The organism is Actinoalloteichus fjordicus (genome assembly GCF_001941625.1).
In the GTDB taxonomy this organism is placed as follows: Bacteria; Actinomycetota; Actinomycetes; order Mycobacteriales; family Pseudonocardiaceae; genus Actinoalloteichus_A; species Actinoalloteichus_A fjordicus.
Map to the genome: position 1 here is coordinate 4,313,587 of NZ_CP016076.1, position 16,325 is coordinate 4,329,911.

The 16,325-nt window shown below is 70.3% G+C and carries 6 protein-coding genes; 3 read left to right on the forward strand and 3 right to left on the reverse strand.

Annotation, left to right across the window (positions count from 1 at the left end; translation table 11 throughout):
• Positions 1-78: 78 nt before the first annotated feature.
• Complete coding sequence (locus tag UA74_RS18385; RefSeq protein ID WP_075741371.1) at positions 79-1,164, reverse strand: ABC transporter substrate-binding protein; 1,086 nt, start codon at positions 1,162-1,164, stop codon at positions 79-81.
• Between the two features lie 360 nt (positions 1,165-1,524).
• Entirely contained in the window at positions 1,525-3,996 is a 2,472-nt protein-coding gene (locus UA74_RS18390; RefSeq protein WP_404799944.1) for a LamG-like jellyroll fold domain-containing protein, read from the reverse strand.
• A 355-nt stretch (positions 3,997-4,351) separates the two neighbouring features.
• Here UA74_RS18390 and UA74_RS18395 point away from each other — a divergent pair, with 355 nt between their 5' ends.
• Positions 4,352-5,155, forward strand: coding sequence for a DeoR/GlpR family DNA-binding transcription regulator (locus UA74_RS18395; RefSeq protein ID WP_075741373.1), 804 nt, complete (start codon positions 4,352-4,354; stop codon positions 5,153-5,155).
• Positions 5,156-5,509: 354 nt separating this feature from the next.
• Here UA74_RS18395 and UA74_RS18400 read toward each other — a convergent pair whose 3' ends face one another.
• The gene (locus UA74_RS18400) at positions 5,510-6,304 is read right to left on the reverse strand and encodes a glycoside hydrolase family 16 protein (protein ID WP_075741374.1); all 795 of its coding nucleotides are present in this window, start codon (positions 6,302-6,304) and stop codon (positions 5,510-5,512) included.
• 2,190 nt (positions 6,305-8,494) lie between these two features.
• On the opposite strand from UA74_RS18400, the gene UA74_RS18415 reads away from it, so the two are divergent.
• On the forward strand, positions 8,495-11,332 hold the full coding sequence (locus tag UA74_RS18415) for an AfsR/SARP family transcriptional regulator (protein WP_075765009.1): 2,838 nt from the start codon (positions 8,495-8,497) through the stop codon (positions 11,330-11,332).
• Positions 11,333-12,002: 670 nt separating this feature from the next.
• Complete coding sequence (locus UA74_RS18420) at positions 12,003-15,917, forward strand: nSTAND1 domain-containing NTPase (RefSeq protein ID WP_075741378.1); 3,915 nt, start codon at positions 12,003-12,005, stop codon at positions 15,915-15,917.
• Positions 15,918-16,325: the final 408 nt, after the last annotated feature.

Genomic DNA, 16,325 nt, shown 5'->3' on the forward strand with positions numbered 1-16,325 from the left:
TCCTTCCTCGCGTGGGCCGTCGCCGACGCGGTCTGGCGATGCAGACCGCGTCGGCGGCTGAAGGCGGGATGGACTCGGTCAGAACGCGTTGCCGAGGTCGGCCTCGGCGTTCTCGCTGTCGTACTGGTCGTCCTCGATGATGACGTCCTCGGGGATCGTCTCACCGTCGTAGAACCGCTGCGCGGTCTCGAAGGCAAGCGGGCCGAACCGGGGGTTGGACTCGATCACCGCGTTGATCTGGCCGTCCACGATGGCCTGCACCGCGTTGCGGGTGCCGTCGATCGAGACGATCGTGACGTCGACGCCGGGCTGGAGCCCGGCCGACTGCACGGCGGTGACGGCGCCGAGCGCCATCTCGTCGTTGTGGGCGTAGATCGCGGTGATGTCCGGGTTGGACTGCAACAGCTGCTCCGCCACGGCCTGGCCCTCGTCACGGGCGAAGTTGGCGGTCTGCTCCGCGACGATCTCCAGGCCGGGGTGCTCGGCCTCGACCTGGTCCTTGAACCCGGCGTTGCGGTCGTCGGTGACGTTGTTGCCCGAGGAGCCGAGCAGGATCGCGACCTGTGCCTCGCCGCCTGCGGCCTCGCTCATCGCGTCCGCCGCGCGGGCGCCCTGATCGTAGAAGTCCGAGCCGAGGAAGGCGACATAGTCCTCGCAGGGGGTGTTGGTCACCTTGCGGTCGATGGTGATCACCGGAACGCCCGCGGCCTTGGCCGCGTCCAGCGCCGGATCGAGTCCGTCGGAGTTGACCGGAGCCACCAGGAGCAGTTCCACGCCCCGGTTGAGCAGGTCCTGGATGTCGGCGATCTGCTTGGGCAGCTCGTTGTCGGCGTTGGTGACTAGCAGCTCGCCCACCCCGACCTCGTCGGCGGCCGCGCGGATCGACTCGGTCTCCGCCGCGCGGAAGGCCGCCGTGTCCGGTTCGGACTGGGAGAAGCCGACCACGGCGCCCTCCAGTTCGAGCGGCTCCGCGCCGTACTGCTCCAGCGTGCAGCCCTCGCCGGTGTCCTCGGTGTCGCGGACGACCTGGCCGTCGCCGCCCCCGGTGGAGGCCGACGACGCGGCATCGTCCTCCCCGGTGTTGGTGCAGCCCGTCAACACGATTCCTGCCGCCGCGACCGCGGCGAACAGCCGCCGCGACCGCAGAACTCCTGTGCGTGTCATGCCGAACTCCTTGTTGCCGGGGCCACCACGTCGTGTCCGTCGGTGATGCCAATCACACGATTTCCCCAACGATCAAACATGATCGAACATCTTCCTGCAACAATTCTTTGACACGAAACAACAACGGCTGGTCAGTCCTGTCCTGAATGATCGACTTCGACCGGACGACTCGGACATTCGGCCGTAATCACTAGGACATTTCGCCCCTTTTCCGGAAATACCGGGGCGATGACGGCGGCGGTGTCCGGACGGCGGGGATCGACGACGTGGCCGAGTCAGGACCGGGCACACCTGCCTCGGGCGGGAGCCGAAGAACGGCCCCCGCCCGAGATGTCGCGTGCTACCTGCGGTGCTGTCTGATCAGTGCCGGTAGGTGGCGGCCAGCTCGGCCACCTCCTCGTCCGACAGTGCCCGGTCGAAGACCCGTGCGTCGTCGACGGCGCCGTTCAGGCGGTCGACCGACTGGCCGCCGTACTGGCCGCGCCCGATCACCGTGTTTCCGGTGGACTCCGCAGCCGTGCAGGCATTCTGGCTGTCGACCTTCTCACCGTCGACGAACAGGGCGAGGGTGCCCGCCTGTGCGTCGCGGACGCCGGTCAGGTGGTACCAGCGGCCCGGCTCCGGCTTCTCCGGCGACAGGGCGCGCAGTCCGATGAAGCTCATCGCCCAGCGCTGGTCCTGCCCGGAGTACTGGAGGAAGAAGGCGCTCTCCCGGCCGGTGTCCTGGCTGACCACCGTCTGGAAGCCGTCGCCCGCCTCGTTCAGCTTCGCCCAGGCCGCGACGCTGTAGCTGCCCGCCGTGTCGATCAACGCGGCGCCGGTGTCGGCCTGGCCCGCCCCGTCGAACGCGACCGCGCCGCCTTCGACGCCCTCGGTCCACTCCGCCCCGGTGAGCGTCGCGTGCGCCTCGCCGACCGCGTCGGCCGCCGTGGTGCCGGTGCCCTCGTCGAACTTGTAGGCGTTGACGCCGTCGGTGCCCGGCGTGCCGGGGTCCGGCTCGCCGCCCCCGCCGCCGCCGGTCCCGTCCGCCGAGCGGATGATCGCCTCGTTGATCTCCCTGACCTGGGCGAAGTCCATCTTCTCCACCTGCCGGTCATAGGTGAAGAAGCCGTTGACCTCGTGCTCGACGTCGGTGATCTGGGTGTAGATCGCCCCGCTGATCGCGCAGCTCGCCGCGCCCTCCAGGACGTCCTGCTGGTTCTCGACATAGCGTCGGGTCAGTGTCTCGGAGTCGGGGGTCATCTCGTAGGCGTGGCCGTCGCCGAACCACATGTGGCCCTCGACCTCCAGGCCGAAGCCGCCGTGCTCACCGTCCATCGACACCCGAGTCTCGTCCGGGGTCGGCAGCGCGGGACCGACGTAGGCGTGCCAGTCGATGACGTCGCCCTTGCCGGAGTCGCCCAGGGAGGCACAGCAGTTCACGCCGCTGTGCGCGTTGACCAGCCGCGTCGGGTCCTGCGCCTTGACCTCTTCTGCGATCCGGCCGGTGGCCTCCTGCGACCACTCGCCCCAGCCCTCGTTGAACGGCACCCAGCCGATGACCGAGGTCCAGTTCTTCTTCTGCTCGACCAGTTCGTGCAGTTCGGCCTCGAACTGCGCCCCCGCCTCGGCGGGCGGCCTGCCGCCGGTCCGCATCGACGGCATGTCCTGCCAGACCAGCAGGCCGAGCCGGTCGGCGTGGTAGTACCAGCGGTCGGGCTCGGTCTTGATGTGCTTGCGGACCGTGTTGAAGCCGAGGACCTTGTGCTGCTCGAGGTCGAAGGCCAGCGCCTCGTCGGTCGGCGCGGTGTAGATGCCGTCCGGCCAGTAGCCCTGGTCCAGCGTGGACATGTGGAAGAGGATCTCGCCGTTGAGCGTCATCCGCAGTCGGCCGTCCTCGCCCTCGGCCATGCCGATCTCCCGCATGCCGAAGTACGAGTCCACCCGGTCCACCGGCCGCCTGCCGTCCTTGAGGACCACCTCGAGGTCGTAGAGGAACGGCGAGTCGGGCGACCAGGTCTTGGTGTCGGGGACGGGAAGCGCGATGGGCTCGTCCGCGGCGCCCTGCGTGCGACTCACCGTGCGGCGGCCGTCCTTGACGATCGCCTCGACGGTCAGGCCCTCGGCGTCGCCGCCGGTGTTCACCGTCAGCCCCAGGGTGGACGACTCCAGGTCCGGGACCATGTCGAGCGTCTCGACGTGTCCGACCGGCACCGGCTCCATCCACACCGTCTGCCAGATTCCGGAGGCGCCCTCGTAGAAGATGCCCTCGTCGGGCACCAGCCGCTGCTTGCCGACCGGTTGCCACGTCGCGTCGGTGAGGTCCTCGACCCCGACGACGATCTCCTGCGGGCCTCGGCCGGTCAGCGCGTCGGTGACGTCGGCGGAGAACGCGCCGAAGCCGCCCCGGTGGGTGGCCACCTCCTGGCCGTTCACGTAGACGACTGCGTCGTAGTCCACCGCTCCGAAGTGGAGCTTCAGGGCGTTCGACGAGCCGACGCGCCAGCCGCGCGGGACCTCGAACGTCCGCCGGTACCACATGCGGTCTTCGTGGCGTTCGATCCCGGAGAGGACCGACTCGGTGGGATAGGGCACCAGGATGCGCTCGTCGAGCGTCTGACCGAAGGGCGGTTCCTCGCCTTCGGCGGCGCCCGCGAACTCCCAGATGCCGTTGAGGTTCTCCCAGTTCCGCCTGGTGAGCTGTGGTCTCGGGTACTCCGGCAGCGCGTTGTCCGGCGAGACCTCGGCGGTCCAGGGCGTGGGCAGTCTCGGCTCGCCCATCTGCCAGTCCTCGGGGTTCTGGGCCGACGCGACGGGGGAGACCACCGCCGTCGCCAACAGTGCGGACAACAACAGTGCGCCTGCGGAAACGGAGCTACGTCGTCTGTGCCGTCGTTTCGACGGTCCGGGAGGAGTCAAGGTCGAACACCCTTCTAGACCGGTCGCCACACCAATGCAGGGCAGGCATGGTGACGCTGGGGACGTCGAATTCACGCCCACCACACTCGGGCGCGTGATCCATTTCACACATGTGACGATCGTATGTCAACGATCACCATCAAGTTCGATCAGATTTCAACAGGACGATGCCCAGAACAGGCGGGCAAACACACAGTCTCGATCAAGAATGCCCACCGACGTGCTTGACTGATAGCGACACCGAGCGGAGGCTCCCGACTCGGCGCTTCCGAACGAAAGAGGACACGCAGTGCTCGCAGCCGAGAGGCAGGCACACATTCTCGAAGAGGTCCAGCGACGCGGCGCGGTGCGCGTGAGCGAGCTGTCGCAGCTGCTCAACGTCTCCGACATGACGATCCGGCGCGATCTCGACATCCTCGCCGCCCACCACCGGCTCGACAAGGTGCACGGCGGCGCCACGGTTCGTCGTGCGCCCAGCACCGAGGAGCCGGGTTTCGAGGCGAAATGGGTGCAGCAGACCTCGGAGAAGCAGGCCATCGCGGCGGAGGCGGCCAGTCTGATCAGCCCCGGATCGGCCATCGGCCTGTCGGCCGGGACGACCACCTGGACGCTGGCACGGCTGTTGTGGGAGATCCCCGACCTGACGGTGGTCACGAACTCGATGCGCATCGCGGGCGTGCTGCACGGTTCCGGCCCCACCGCGCCCAACGTCGTCCTCACCGGCGGCGTGCGGACGCCCTCGGACGCCCTGGTCGGCCCGGTCGCGGTGTCGACGCTGCAGATGCTGCACCTGGACGTCGTGTTCCTCGGCGTGCACGGGATGGACTCCCAAGCCGGTTTCACCACCCCGAACCTGCTGGAGGCCGACACCGATCGAGCATTGATCGCCGCCGGTCGCAGGCTCGTCGTCCTGGCTGATCACACCAAGTGGGGCACCGTGGGAATCAGCACGATCGCCCGACTGGAACAGGCCGACGTGCTCATCACCGACGACCAGCTGGGCAGCGGAGCGCAACAGTCCCTCCGGGAGGCGGTCGGGGAGCTTCGCGTGACCCGGTCGCGGTCCGGCGACGAGGAGGAGGACGCGGTCTGACCTCGGCGGCGGAGGGCGTACATGGAGTGTGCCCACCCGACCGAAGCGCGCGGACGGATCGTGCGGCCAGGCGGTGAACGCCTTCGCGGTCGCCGCGTTCGACGCCGGGTGTGGCGATGGTCCGCCCCGACGACGAGCCCCCGGCCCGCGACAGACTCACGGGACGCTCCACGCAGCGCCGGGGTCGTCACGACGGCGGCCGGCCACGCCCCGCTGTGTGGTCCTGTTCGTTCGGACCGACCCGGACACGAGGCCTGCGGCGGCACGGCACCGTCCGCCTTGGTCGGCACGGCGACGATTTGGAGTGGCCGGACGGGCCCTCGACCCCGACCGAATCCGAGGGCCCGTCCCCGTTCAGGCGGCGCTCCGGCCGATGTAGACGTCGCGCGCGCGGTAGTGGGTGTCGCCGCCGGGGCCGGGCGAGCCCGCCGAGCCCTCCATCTGGAGATTGATGATCACCCAGAGGGGCTGGTTCACGAAGCCTGCCGCGCGGTGCTGGGCGACCCACTGACCGTCCAGGTAGTAGTGGATGTCGACGTCGGTGGCGTTGACCTTGGTGATCCACGCCCGATACTCGTGCCAGCTCCCCGGCGAGGCGACGTCGACGATGGTGGTGGAGACGTCGGAGGCGCTGCGGAAGGTGTTGAACCAGTTCCTGGCGTTGCCCTTGTACTCGAGGATGTCGCTCTCCGGCGGCCAGCTGTTCACGCCGGTCAGCCAGAAGGCGGGCCAGGTGCCTCTGGTGGACGGCGCCTGAAACTCGCCGCGTACCTCGTAGGACGGGTACCGGTCGTTGACGATGATGTGGTCCTTGGCGTGCACCGCGCCCGAGTGGTACCGAATCGGCAGATACGGATCGGCGCTGCTGTTGCCCTCGTCCCAGTTGATGCGGGTCGCCTTGAGGTTCAGGACGCCGCCGTCGAGCCACACGTGGTTGTGGTCGGTCGGGCTGCCGTACATCCGGGCGGTGCCGTTGTGATCCGATCCCCACGGGTAGCCGTAGTTCCATTCGGACTCCAGGGCGGCATAACTGCCGAAGGAGCCGCTCACCACGTGCTCCCAGGCCGCGTCCTCGGCCGCGACGGAACCGGCGGTGCTGGTCAACCCGGCGGTCAGGGCAAGGGCGAGCAATCCGATTCTGATGCGCATCTCGAACCTCCGTCACCAGGGCGGGCACGCGCGTCGTGTGACCACGATCACGCATATGTCGGCCGAGGGACAACCGCTGCCCGGCCCAATGTGGACTCGGCGGGCGCCCCCGGTGTGCGGTCGAGGGCTGCGCCGACGAACGGCTGATCGACGAGCCGGGGCCTGCGGCTGGTCTCCGGTCTCGGCGCCGGTGGCGACCAGCGCTCGGACCGGCCCGAGATCACCCGGCGAGATCGCATCGGTGGATCGTCGAGCGGGCGACGATGCACGGCGGTTCCGGCGGGGCGGCCTGCGCGGCGGCCGGGTGATCTCGCCTCGAACTGATCGTCCTCGGACGGGACGGGCGACGGGACACAGGCGACGCAGGGTCGAGGCGACCGGGGCGGCGCCCGGCTCGCGGCGGGCGACTCGGGGAGGGAGAGTCGCCCGCCGCGATCGGCGGGCGGCTCAGCCCGCCGCCACGGCCGTCCACGAGAACTCGCCGACCAGGGACACCTCGGAACACTGTTGCATCGGCATGATGAGAATGCACCTCTCTGAACATGACGTCCGATCCGAATCGTCGTTCGGGAAGGGGGTGCCGATCCGACGATTCACATCGCACGCAGATCCGATGGGAAAAGGACGACAGCCATCGGTGACGACGGGGATCGTCGGGGGCGAAGACGATCCGAGTCGAGCAGCCGATGACGCCATTGTTCGGCCCGGCGAAATCAGTGCGTGATGATCAGTGGCGCCGAGAACCGGTGATCCGGAGTTCGTGCGACAGGGAGGGTTCGCAGCACGAACTGTCTCCTCGGCACCGCCACGAGTGCCGATTCGTGGACTGCGTCGCCGAGGAGACGGCTCCCCCACTGCCGCCGCGACCAGGGTTCACGCCGCCATGGCACCACGTCCTGCCTCCCGAAACCCCTAGAATTCGGGAGACAGGACGCGGCGCGCACACCGAGAGGCACAAGCCGCCCGCTCATCGTTCGGCGACCAGTCGTCGACGAAGAAAAGCAGGAGAGCAGACCGCGCCGCTCCGTACTTCCATCACGCATATCCGAGCGATTCGACAATCGACGATCGCTTGAGATCACCGGAACCTGCGCCACCCGAGGACATCGAATGACAAGAGGGGAGGGGGTCCGGCCGTCACATGACAATCATCGACGTGAAACCGAGATTGAAGCTGCTGTCGAGCTGCGCATCACTTCCGTTCGCACCGCCGAGACGGTGACCGGGACAGATCCGATCGAGACGATCCGATCCCGGCGCGCGGGATCCGCGCGCGGTGATCGCCACGATCGGCGGGCGGGGGACGGACGCGAGAACCACGGCCGGGAGCAGCCGAGGACGCCTCGGCGAGAGTCGGCCCGTGCTCGCGGTCGCGGGAACGGACCTGCCGCGGCTGCCACGCCGGACCCGACGACGGCTGGGGATGCCGTCGGTGTGGTGGGACTCCGGACGTGCTCAGGGGACGCTTCGGGTCGAGAACCGAGATCGAGTGCTCCTCGGCGCCGAGGGACTCGCATCGGCCAGGGAGACGCCGTGAGCCTCGGGGGTGCGGGCTGGACGACGTCGGCGGCATCGCACCGGGTTCGGCGGCCGATCGCGCGCGGCGGTGGGGGCGCCGTCGCGTCGGGCCTGCCCGGCGTGATTCCAAGACTCCGTGTGTTCCGCACTGTCCTCCCCTGCGCTCTCGACGCCTGCGGACCTCCAGGCAGCTCTCGGGCACCGCAGGATGCGAGATTCGCGGCGCACGACGTCGTTCGGGCGACGTCGCGACACATCGGATCAATCCGCGTCCCTGGGTGACCGGCAGCCGACTGGACCACGCGGGCGTCCCGACCAGGGACGCACTCCTGTTCCGACCCTGGTCGTTCTGTCCCGCGTGGGTCAATCATGCCGCAGCGTCCGCCCAGATCGCGCACAGGCGTTGCTCCGATCGTCCGATGACCTGTGCCGCGAGACGGGTGAGTCACCGTGCGTCCCTGCGCAGCTGAGATCGGACGTGATCGGCAGAGAGGTCACGTCCGTCGGTTCTCCAGGTGGGAACGACATGGTGCCCGATCCGACGCACAGATCATGCACAGCCGTGTCAGGCTGGCGGTAGATTCTGAAGATCAATCGAGGACTGCTTGAGGATCCAGCTGCACGACGGTTCCTGATCGACGAGGCTTCGGCGACTGTGGACACGGGGTGACTGTGGAGTTTCGAGTCTTGGGACCGCTGGAGGCACGACGGGACGGCAGGGCCGTCTCGGTGGGCGGCCATCGACAACGGTCGGTGTTGGCGGCACTGCTGCTCCGCGCGAACGAGGCCGCCGGGACCGGATACCTCGCCGAGGCGATCTGGGAGACGCCGCCCGCCGCTCCGGAGTCCAACATCCGCACCTACGTCGCCGGCCTGCGACGGGCCCTGCGCGGCGTCGGCGAGCCGGCGGAACGGATCACCACCCGCCCCGGCGGGTATCTGTTCTCGGTGCACCCCGGCGAGCTGGATCTCCTCCTCTTCGAGGACCACGCCCGCGAGGGTGAGCACGCGGTGCGACGCCGCGACTTCACCAGAGCCGTCGAGCATCTCGAACGGGCGCTGGCGCTGTGGCGGGGCAGACCGTTGGAGGGCAGCGCGGTGGGAACGCTGCTGGCCACCGAGGCGGACCGAATCGAGGATCGACGACTGGCGGTGATGGAACAGCACGCGCAGGCGTGGATCGCGTTGGGCAGGCCGGACCTCGTGGTCGGCGGGCTGCGCGTGCTCGTCGCCGAGCACCCCTACCGCGAGGAGCTGTGGGCGCAGCTCATGCTCGCGCTGTACCACGGCGATCGGCAGGCCGAGGCGCTCGCCGCGTTCGCGCAGGTCCGAGGGCGGCTGGTGACCGATCTCGGCATCGAGCCGGGCTTGCGTCTCCAACGCCTCCACCAGGAGATCCTGTCTACCGAGCCGACCGGAGCCGCCGGACCGGACCGGACCGACGACGCCGTCTCGGTGGCGCGGGCCTATCGACAGCTGCCGATGGACATCGTCGAGTTCACCGGGCGGACGGCCGAGTTGAGCAGGCTGCTGCGCATCGTCGAGGAGCACGGCGATCCGGCGGCCACGGCTGTGCCCGTCGTCGCCATCGAAGGGATGGCCGGGGTCGGCAAGACCCGACTCGCGGTGCACGCCGCCCACCGGATCGTCGGGCAGGGCCGCTTCGACGAGATGCAGCTCTGGACGGATCTGCACGGCTTCGACCCGGAACACGCACCTGCGAACCCGGCCGAGGTGCTGGCGGGCTTCCTGCGGCTGCTCGGCGTGCCCGGCCAGCACATTCCGCACGGCCTGGATGCGCGCGCGGCGCTGTACCGGGACCGGCTGGTCGGCAGGCGGGTGCTCGTGCTGTTGGACAACGCGGCCACCGAGGAGCAGGTCCGGCCGCTGCTGCCCGGCACGGCGGACTGCCTCGTGTTGATCACGACGCGCCGCAGGCTGTCCGGGCTGGACGGCACCCGGCCGCTGCCGTTGGGCGTGCTGACCACCGAGGAGGCCGTCGGCCTGCTCGCCCACATCGCGGGCGACGGCAGAGTCGAGGCGGAGCCCGCGGCCGCCAGAAGGGTCGTCGAGCTGTGCGGCGGACTGCCGCTGGCGGTGGTCCTGGCGGCGCGCAGGCTGCGCAACCGGCCGTTGTGGACCGTCGCCGACCTGGTCGAGCGACTCGGCGACGCCGAGCGGCGGCTGGCCAGGCTCTCCGCGGGCGCCCTGGGCGTGCACGTCGTCTTCGACCTCTCCTACCGCGCGCTGCCGCCCCGCCATCGCAGGCTGTTCCGGCTGCTCGGCATGCACCCCGGCGACGACATCACCGCGCACACCGCCGCCGCGCTGGGCGATCTGCATCCCGACGATGCGGAGACCCTGCTGGAGGACCTGCTCGACGAGCATCTGCTGCACCAGTCCACGCCCGGCCGCTACCGGTTCCACGATCTGCTGCGCAGCTTCGCGCGGGAGCGAGCCAAGGCCCAGGAGTCCGCCTCGGACCTCGCCGGGGCCGTGACCAGACTGCTGAGCTGGTACCTGCACGCCGCCGAAGGCGCCAGGAGACTCCTGGAACCGCACCGCAGTCAGCCCGTCCGGCTGCACCCGCTGCTGACCCGTCATCCGGTGCCGCCCCTGGCCGACCACGAACAGGCCCTCGCCTGGTGCGAGGCGGAGCGGGCGGGACTCCTCGCCGCCGTGCAGGCCTCGATCGAGATCGAGCAGCTGTCGATCGCCTGGCAGCTTCCGTCGATCCTGCTCAACTTCTACTACCGGCGCAGCCACTGGGCGGACTGGCTGGCGACGCACCGCATCGCGTTGAAGGCCGCCCGTGCCCTGGGCGAGCAGCACGGCCAGGGCCTCATCTGGCGCGGCCTCGGGATCGCCTACCACGACCTTCGGCGCTTCACCGAGGCCGTGGACTGCTACCAGCGGGCGCAGCGCATCCTCGACGCGGTCGGCGATCGCAACGGGCAGGCCTGGAACCTGAACAACCTCGGAATCGGCTACATCGACCTGGAACGCCTCGACGACGCCCGCAGCTGTTTCGCGCTGGCGCTGCCCGCCTTCCGGGACACCGGCGACCGACAGGGCGAGGGGATCTGCCTGGGCAACCTCGGCGACACGCTGCGCAGGCTCGGCCTCCGCGCCGAGGCCACCGCGCATCTTCAGGAGGCCCTGCACATCCAGCACGACATGACCGATCAGGCGAGTCTGCGCTTCACGCTGGTCTCCCTCGGCGATCTCCTGCACGACGACGGCGATCACGCGGAGGCCGCGCGACACCAGCGCGAGGCCATCGCGGCCAGCGAGTCCGTGGGTGACCAACGGATGGTCGCCCGCGCGCTGATCGGTCTGGCGCGTGCGCTGGAGACGGCGGGCGACGGGGGTGCGGCGCTGCATCATCGACGGCGGGCCCTGGCCATCTTCGACGAACTCGGCGACCCGCAGGCCGAGGTCCTGCGTCCGCTGCTGGCCGAGCCGCCTGCCGAACAGCCCGACTACGCGGACCCGCCGGACGAGCGCTGAGCGCACCGCAGGCACGCGGACCCGCTCCGTCCGCGCGCGCCGAGCACCGCCGGCCGGTGGTCGGAGGACCGTGCCGGGTGCGGCGAGGCGCGCGTAGTCGACGCCCGTCGCCCCGTCGACGACCCGCCTGCCGATCGCCATGGCATGGCCCGCCGTCGCGGCGCGGCGCCACGACGCAACGCGTGTGGACCCGCTCCGCGCGAGCTCGGTCATGCCACCCGGATGAGCCCGCACCGCCGCCTCGTACTCCGCGCGGTTCCGGTCGGCGAACGCGCAGTGCTCTGGTCGGTCCGCTGTGGCGCGCCGGGTCGTCGCCTCACCACCATGACCCCGTCCGCACGCTGACCCGTTCCCCGATTCTCCGACCATGCCGGGGTTCGACTGCGTACAGTGTCGTCTCGAACACCACACGTCATAGTCGCGAGGGTGCCATGTCTCCCAGGCTGTTCGTGTCGACCAGTGCGGCCCGTCGCCGCGCTGCACCTCGGTTGTGCGGACTCCCGCCGCCCCTGCCCGTTCGAATCGGGCGAGACGGCGCGAGAGACGTCGGGAACGCCGTTCCGGCAGGTGATCTCTCGGTCCCGACGCCCTCGGTGCCGATGACGGTGGCGCTGAAGGCATCAGCGTCAAGGATCCTGATGCCGTGCCGTCTCGGCCACGGAGACCGGCGATGAGCGGCCGGGAGGACCGGTCGCCCGAACCCGACCGCGTCCAGATGGAAGCCCAGGCATCCGGCGAAGCAGAGATCTACCAGTCGCTGGGTGACCAGTACATCGCCGAGCGAGACCTGCACCTGACCCTTCAAGACGGCGTTCGCTCCGCGCGACGGGCGACGTCGCAGGCCGGACAGGGACCGTGTCCGTATCCGGGACTGGCAGCATTCGACCGGGATCATGCATCGTGGTTCTTCGGTCGAAACCGGCTCGTCGCCGAGGTGATCGAGCGGCTCGACGAACGACGCTCCAGTGGCGGGGCGCTGATGGTGATCGCACCGTCGGGGGCGGGCAAGTCCTCGCTGCTGCGGGCGGGCCTCATCCCGGCACTCGAAGGCGGGGCGCTGGACGGGTCGCAGCGGTGGCCTGGGGTGCTGTTCTCCCCCACCGCCCAGCCGATGCTCTCCCTCACAGCGAGCCTGGCTCGCGGCCTGGACATTGACCGCTTCGAGCTGGACGCGGCGGTCGCGCAAGGGCCCGCCCGCCTCGCCGCTGTGGTCCGGGCAGGGCTGCGACGACGCGACGACGCGCACGGGGGCAGGCTGATCCTGATCGTCGACCAGCTCGAAGAGCTGTTCACCCTGTGCGAGGACGAGTCGCAGGGCCGGGCCTTCGTCGACGCGCTGACGACCCTGGCCGCACCGGACGCCGACGGCGGCGATCCCGTCGCGCTGGTCGTCTGCGGCCTGCGCGCCGACTTCTACGGGTCCTGTGCCGAGCACCCGTGTCTGCGGACGGCACTGCGCGACGGCCCGGTCATCGTCGGTCCGATGACCACCGCCGAGCTGCGCGAGACGATCCTGTTCCCCGCCGCCTCAGTGGGGCTGACCATGGAACCGGGCCTCGTCGAACTGCTGCTGGGCGACCTGGGCGGGGCCGGCCCGTCCGAGGCCGGCGGCGACGGGCGGTCTTCCGCTGCGCCGGGCTATGCCTCGGGCAGGCTCCCGCTGCTCGCCCATGCCCTGCGCGCCACCTGGCAGCAACGACACGGCAGCGTGCTGACCGTGGCGGGATATCGCGCGACCGGCGGCATCGCTCACGCCGTGGCCACGACAGCGGAACGGGTGTTCACGGGCCTGCCGAGCCCCGCGGCACAGCAGGCGGCACGGACCCTTTTTCTACGGCTGGTCAAGATCGGCGAGGGTGTGGAGGACGTCCGACGGCGGGTGGCGACAGCCGACCTGCACGGCGTGGCGGCGGGCGGGGCCGGCGAATCCGGGCATTCGAGCCCGTCCGAGCTCGACGCAGTGCTGGCAGCGTTCACCGCAAGCCGGCTGCTCACCTGGGACCGAGACAGCGTCGAGATCACCCACGAGGCACTACTGCACGCCTGGCCGCGCCTGCGCGACTGGATCAACGCCGACCGGCACGGCAGCCTCGTCCGCCAAGAGATCGAAGAGGCCGCCTCAACCTGGGATCGCGGCCAGCGCGAGGCCGGCTCGGTCTTCCGGGGCGGCAGGCTGGACACTGCCCGCCGCTGGGCCGACCGGCGCCACGCGGAGCTGAGTCCGGTCGCGACGGATTTTCTCGCCGCCTCGATACGCCGGGAGCTTCGAGACGGCCGACTGCGCACGACCGTGGTCGCCGCCCTGTCCGTCCTGACCCTGGTCGCCGCGAGCGCAGCCATCGTCGCCGTGGATCAGCGCGGCGTCGCCGACGGGGAGCGGGCGCGGGCGGAAGCGGAACGAGACAACGCCGTCGTCAGTCAGCTCAACGCGACGGCCCACCATCTCCGGGACGCCGATCCCTCGATCGCAGCGGGTCTCGACGCGGCGGCCTTCGACCTGCGTCCTTCACCTAACACCTACACGCATCTGCTGAACGCGGCGAACACCGCGCTCTACACCCCGCTGGCCGGGCATGAGGACTCGGTGTACTCCACCGCCTTCACCCCCGACGGGACCACGCTGATCAGCGCCGATCGGGTGGGCGGACTCCGATTATGGGACCTGACCGATCCCGAGGCGCCGAGGCAACAGGCCGTGGTGTCCGACGCGCATGTCGGCGCGGTCTGGTCGATCGCCGTCGCACCGGACGGCCGCACGCTCGCCAGTGCAGGCGATGATCAGGCCGTCCGGCTCTGGAACGTCGCCGATCCGACGGAGCCCGTTCCGATCGGCGAGCCGTTGACCGAGCACGGCCGCTGGATCGGCTCGCTGGTCTTCAGCAGCGACGGATCGAGAGTGTTCGGCGGCGACGACGCAGGCACGGTGCACCAGTGGACGGTCGCCGATCCCACCGCGCCCGCCTATCTCGGCGGGCAAGGCACCGAACAGGGATTGCTGTCCTCACTCGCCCTGCATCCGGAAGGACACACCCTGGCCACCGCAAGCTACGACGGCACGATCCGGCTGTGGGACGCCGCCGAGCCCGGCGAGCTGACCGCGCTCGGCGAACCGCTCACCGGGCATCTCGGTGAGGTGTTCTCCGTAGCGTTCAGCCCGGACGGCAGAATGCTCGCGAGCGCCGGTGCCGATGCTGGCCTGCGGCTGTGGTCGGTCGCCGATCCGGCGGCGGCGGCACTCATCGGGGAGCCCGTCGCCACCAGCACCACGGGGTTGCGCGCAGTCGCGTTCAGCCCGAACGGTGCGCTCGTGGCCACCGGCAGCATGGAGGGTCCGGTGCAGCTCTGGAACGTGATCGACCCGAACGCCGTCGTGCCACGCGGCCACGCGCTCACCGGCCACACCCACACTGCGGGCACGCTGGCCTTCAGCCCGAACGGCAGGCTGCTCGCCTCCGGCAGCGGCGATCGTCGGACACACCTCTGGAACCTGCCCGAGACCATGCTGCTCGGGCACGCCGCCCACGTCGAGGCAGTCTCGTTCCGCCCGGACGGCCGGGTGCTGGCCAGCATGGGCTTCGACGACACGCTCCGCTTCTGGGATACCGCCGAGCCTGCGCATCCCGCGCCGCTGAGCACGATCCACGACGTGTCGCTGGCCTCGATCGCGTTCAGCCCGGACGGCACGATCCTGGCGGGGGCAGGCGCGGACACCGGCTCTCGATCGGGCCGGGACCCGAATGCGGACCAGCTGCGGCTCTGGGGCGTGACCGACGCCGCCGCTCCCACGCTGATCGGCTCGATTCCCCTTGACGCAGGCAGGATCGCCTTCGCCCCCGACGGGACCCTGCTCGCCTCCGGCGGCGACGAGCAGGTGCTGACCCGGTGGGACGTCGGCGACCCGGCCGAGCCGGTCCTGCTCGACCAGTCGGACGCCGACGACGAGGCCACCCCGGCCTCTGCCCTGCATATCGCAGTCAGCCAGGACGGCGACACACTGGCCACCAGCCATTCGGACGGCGTGATTCGGCTCTGGTCGACCGGGGACGGCCTTGGTCTGCTCGGCGCCACCAACACAGAAGGCCTGCCGGAGATCTGGTCGACGGCTTTCAGCCCCGACGGGTCCCTGCTCGCGAGTGCGGGCGAGGACGGAACCGTACGGCTGTGGGACCATTCCGACCCCACAAGCCCCGTCGCGGTCGGCCCGCCATTGACGGGTCATGACGCACCCGTCACGACGGTCGCCTTCACCCCCGACGGAAAGACCCTGGTCAGCGGCAGTGACGGCAACACCATCCGGCTCTGGGACGTGTCCGACCCTAGGCAGGCCGCCGCGCTGGGTGCGCCGCTCATCGGGCACGGCGCAGGCAGCGCGGGGCGGCCTGTCCACACGATTTACTCTGTCGCGGTCAGCTCGGACGGACGGACGCTGGCCAGTGCAGGGGGCGACACCACCGTGGGCATCTGGCCGCTGGACATCGAGACGACCCTTGTCCGCACCTGTCCGGTCGCGGCCGCCGCTCTGGACCTCGCCCGGCGCGACGGCGGCCTCGCCGAGGACGCCCCGGTCGGCCCCGACTGCGGGTGAGGCGCCGCCGACGGACGTAGTCGGGGAGCGGTCCCGGCGCGTTGGGCCGAGAATTCGCCCGCGGTGGGATCCCGTCGGTGCGGAGCATCGCGGAACGCGGCGGCCCGCCTCACCGACCGTCGTCCGACGTGACCGATCGTCGGACACCGCTCCGCCGAGGCGGCTGCCCGCCCCGGCCCCCGTCGGTGCCGCCGACCGGAGCGGACGAAGGTCATGATGGCGTCGCCAGCGGAACCGTCTGGCCAGACCGGCCAACCACCCAGCCAGACGAAACACCTGCCGCCTCACCGGGCGGCTCCGGCGGAGGGGGTGTCCGCGCAGCGGCCGCCAGGCACGAGAGGGGCCGTCATTCAGGCGATGCGTGGTCTCTTCGAAGGCGATCTCACTCGAACTCATGTTCGAATAATG

What these genes read in the sequence shown, in the direction of transcription:
- UA74_RS18420 (WP_075741378.1), top strand. Translation starts at nt 12,003, where the DNA reads ATGAGCGGCCGGGAGGACCGGTCGCCCGAACCCGACCGCGTCCAGATG.
- UA74_RS18385 (WP_075741371.1), bottom strand. Translation starts at nt 1,164, where the DNA reads ATGACACGCACAGGAGTTCTGCGGTCGCGGCGGCTGTTCGCCGCGGTC.
- UA74_RS18400 (WP_075741374.1), bottom strand. Translation starts at nt 6,304, where the DNA reads ATGCGCATCAGAATCGGATTGCTCGCCCTTGCCCTGACCGCCGGGTTG.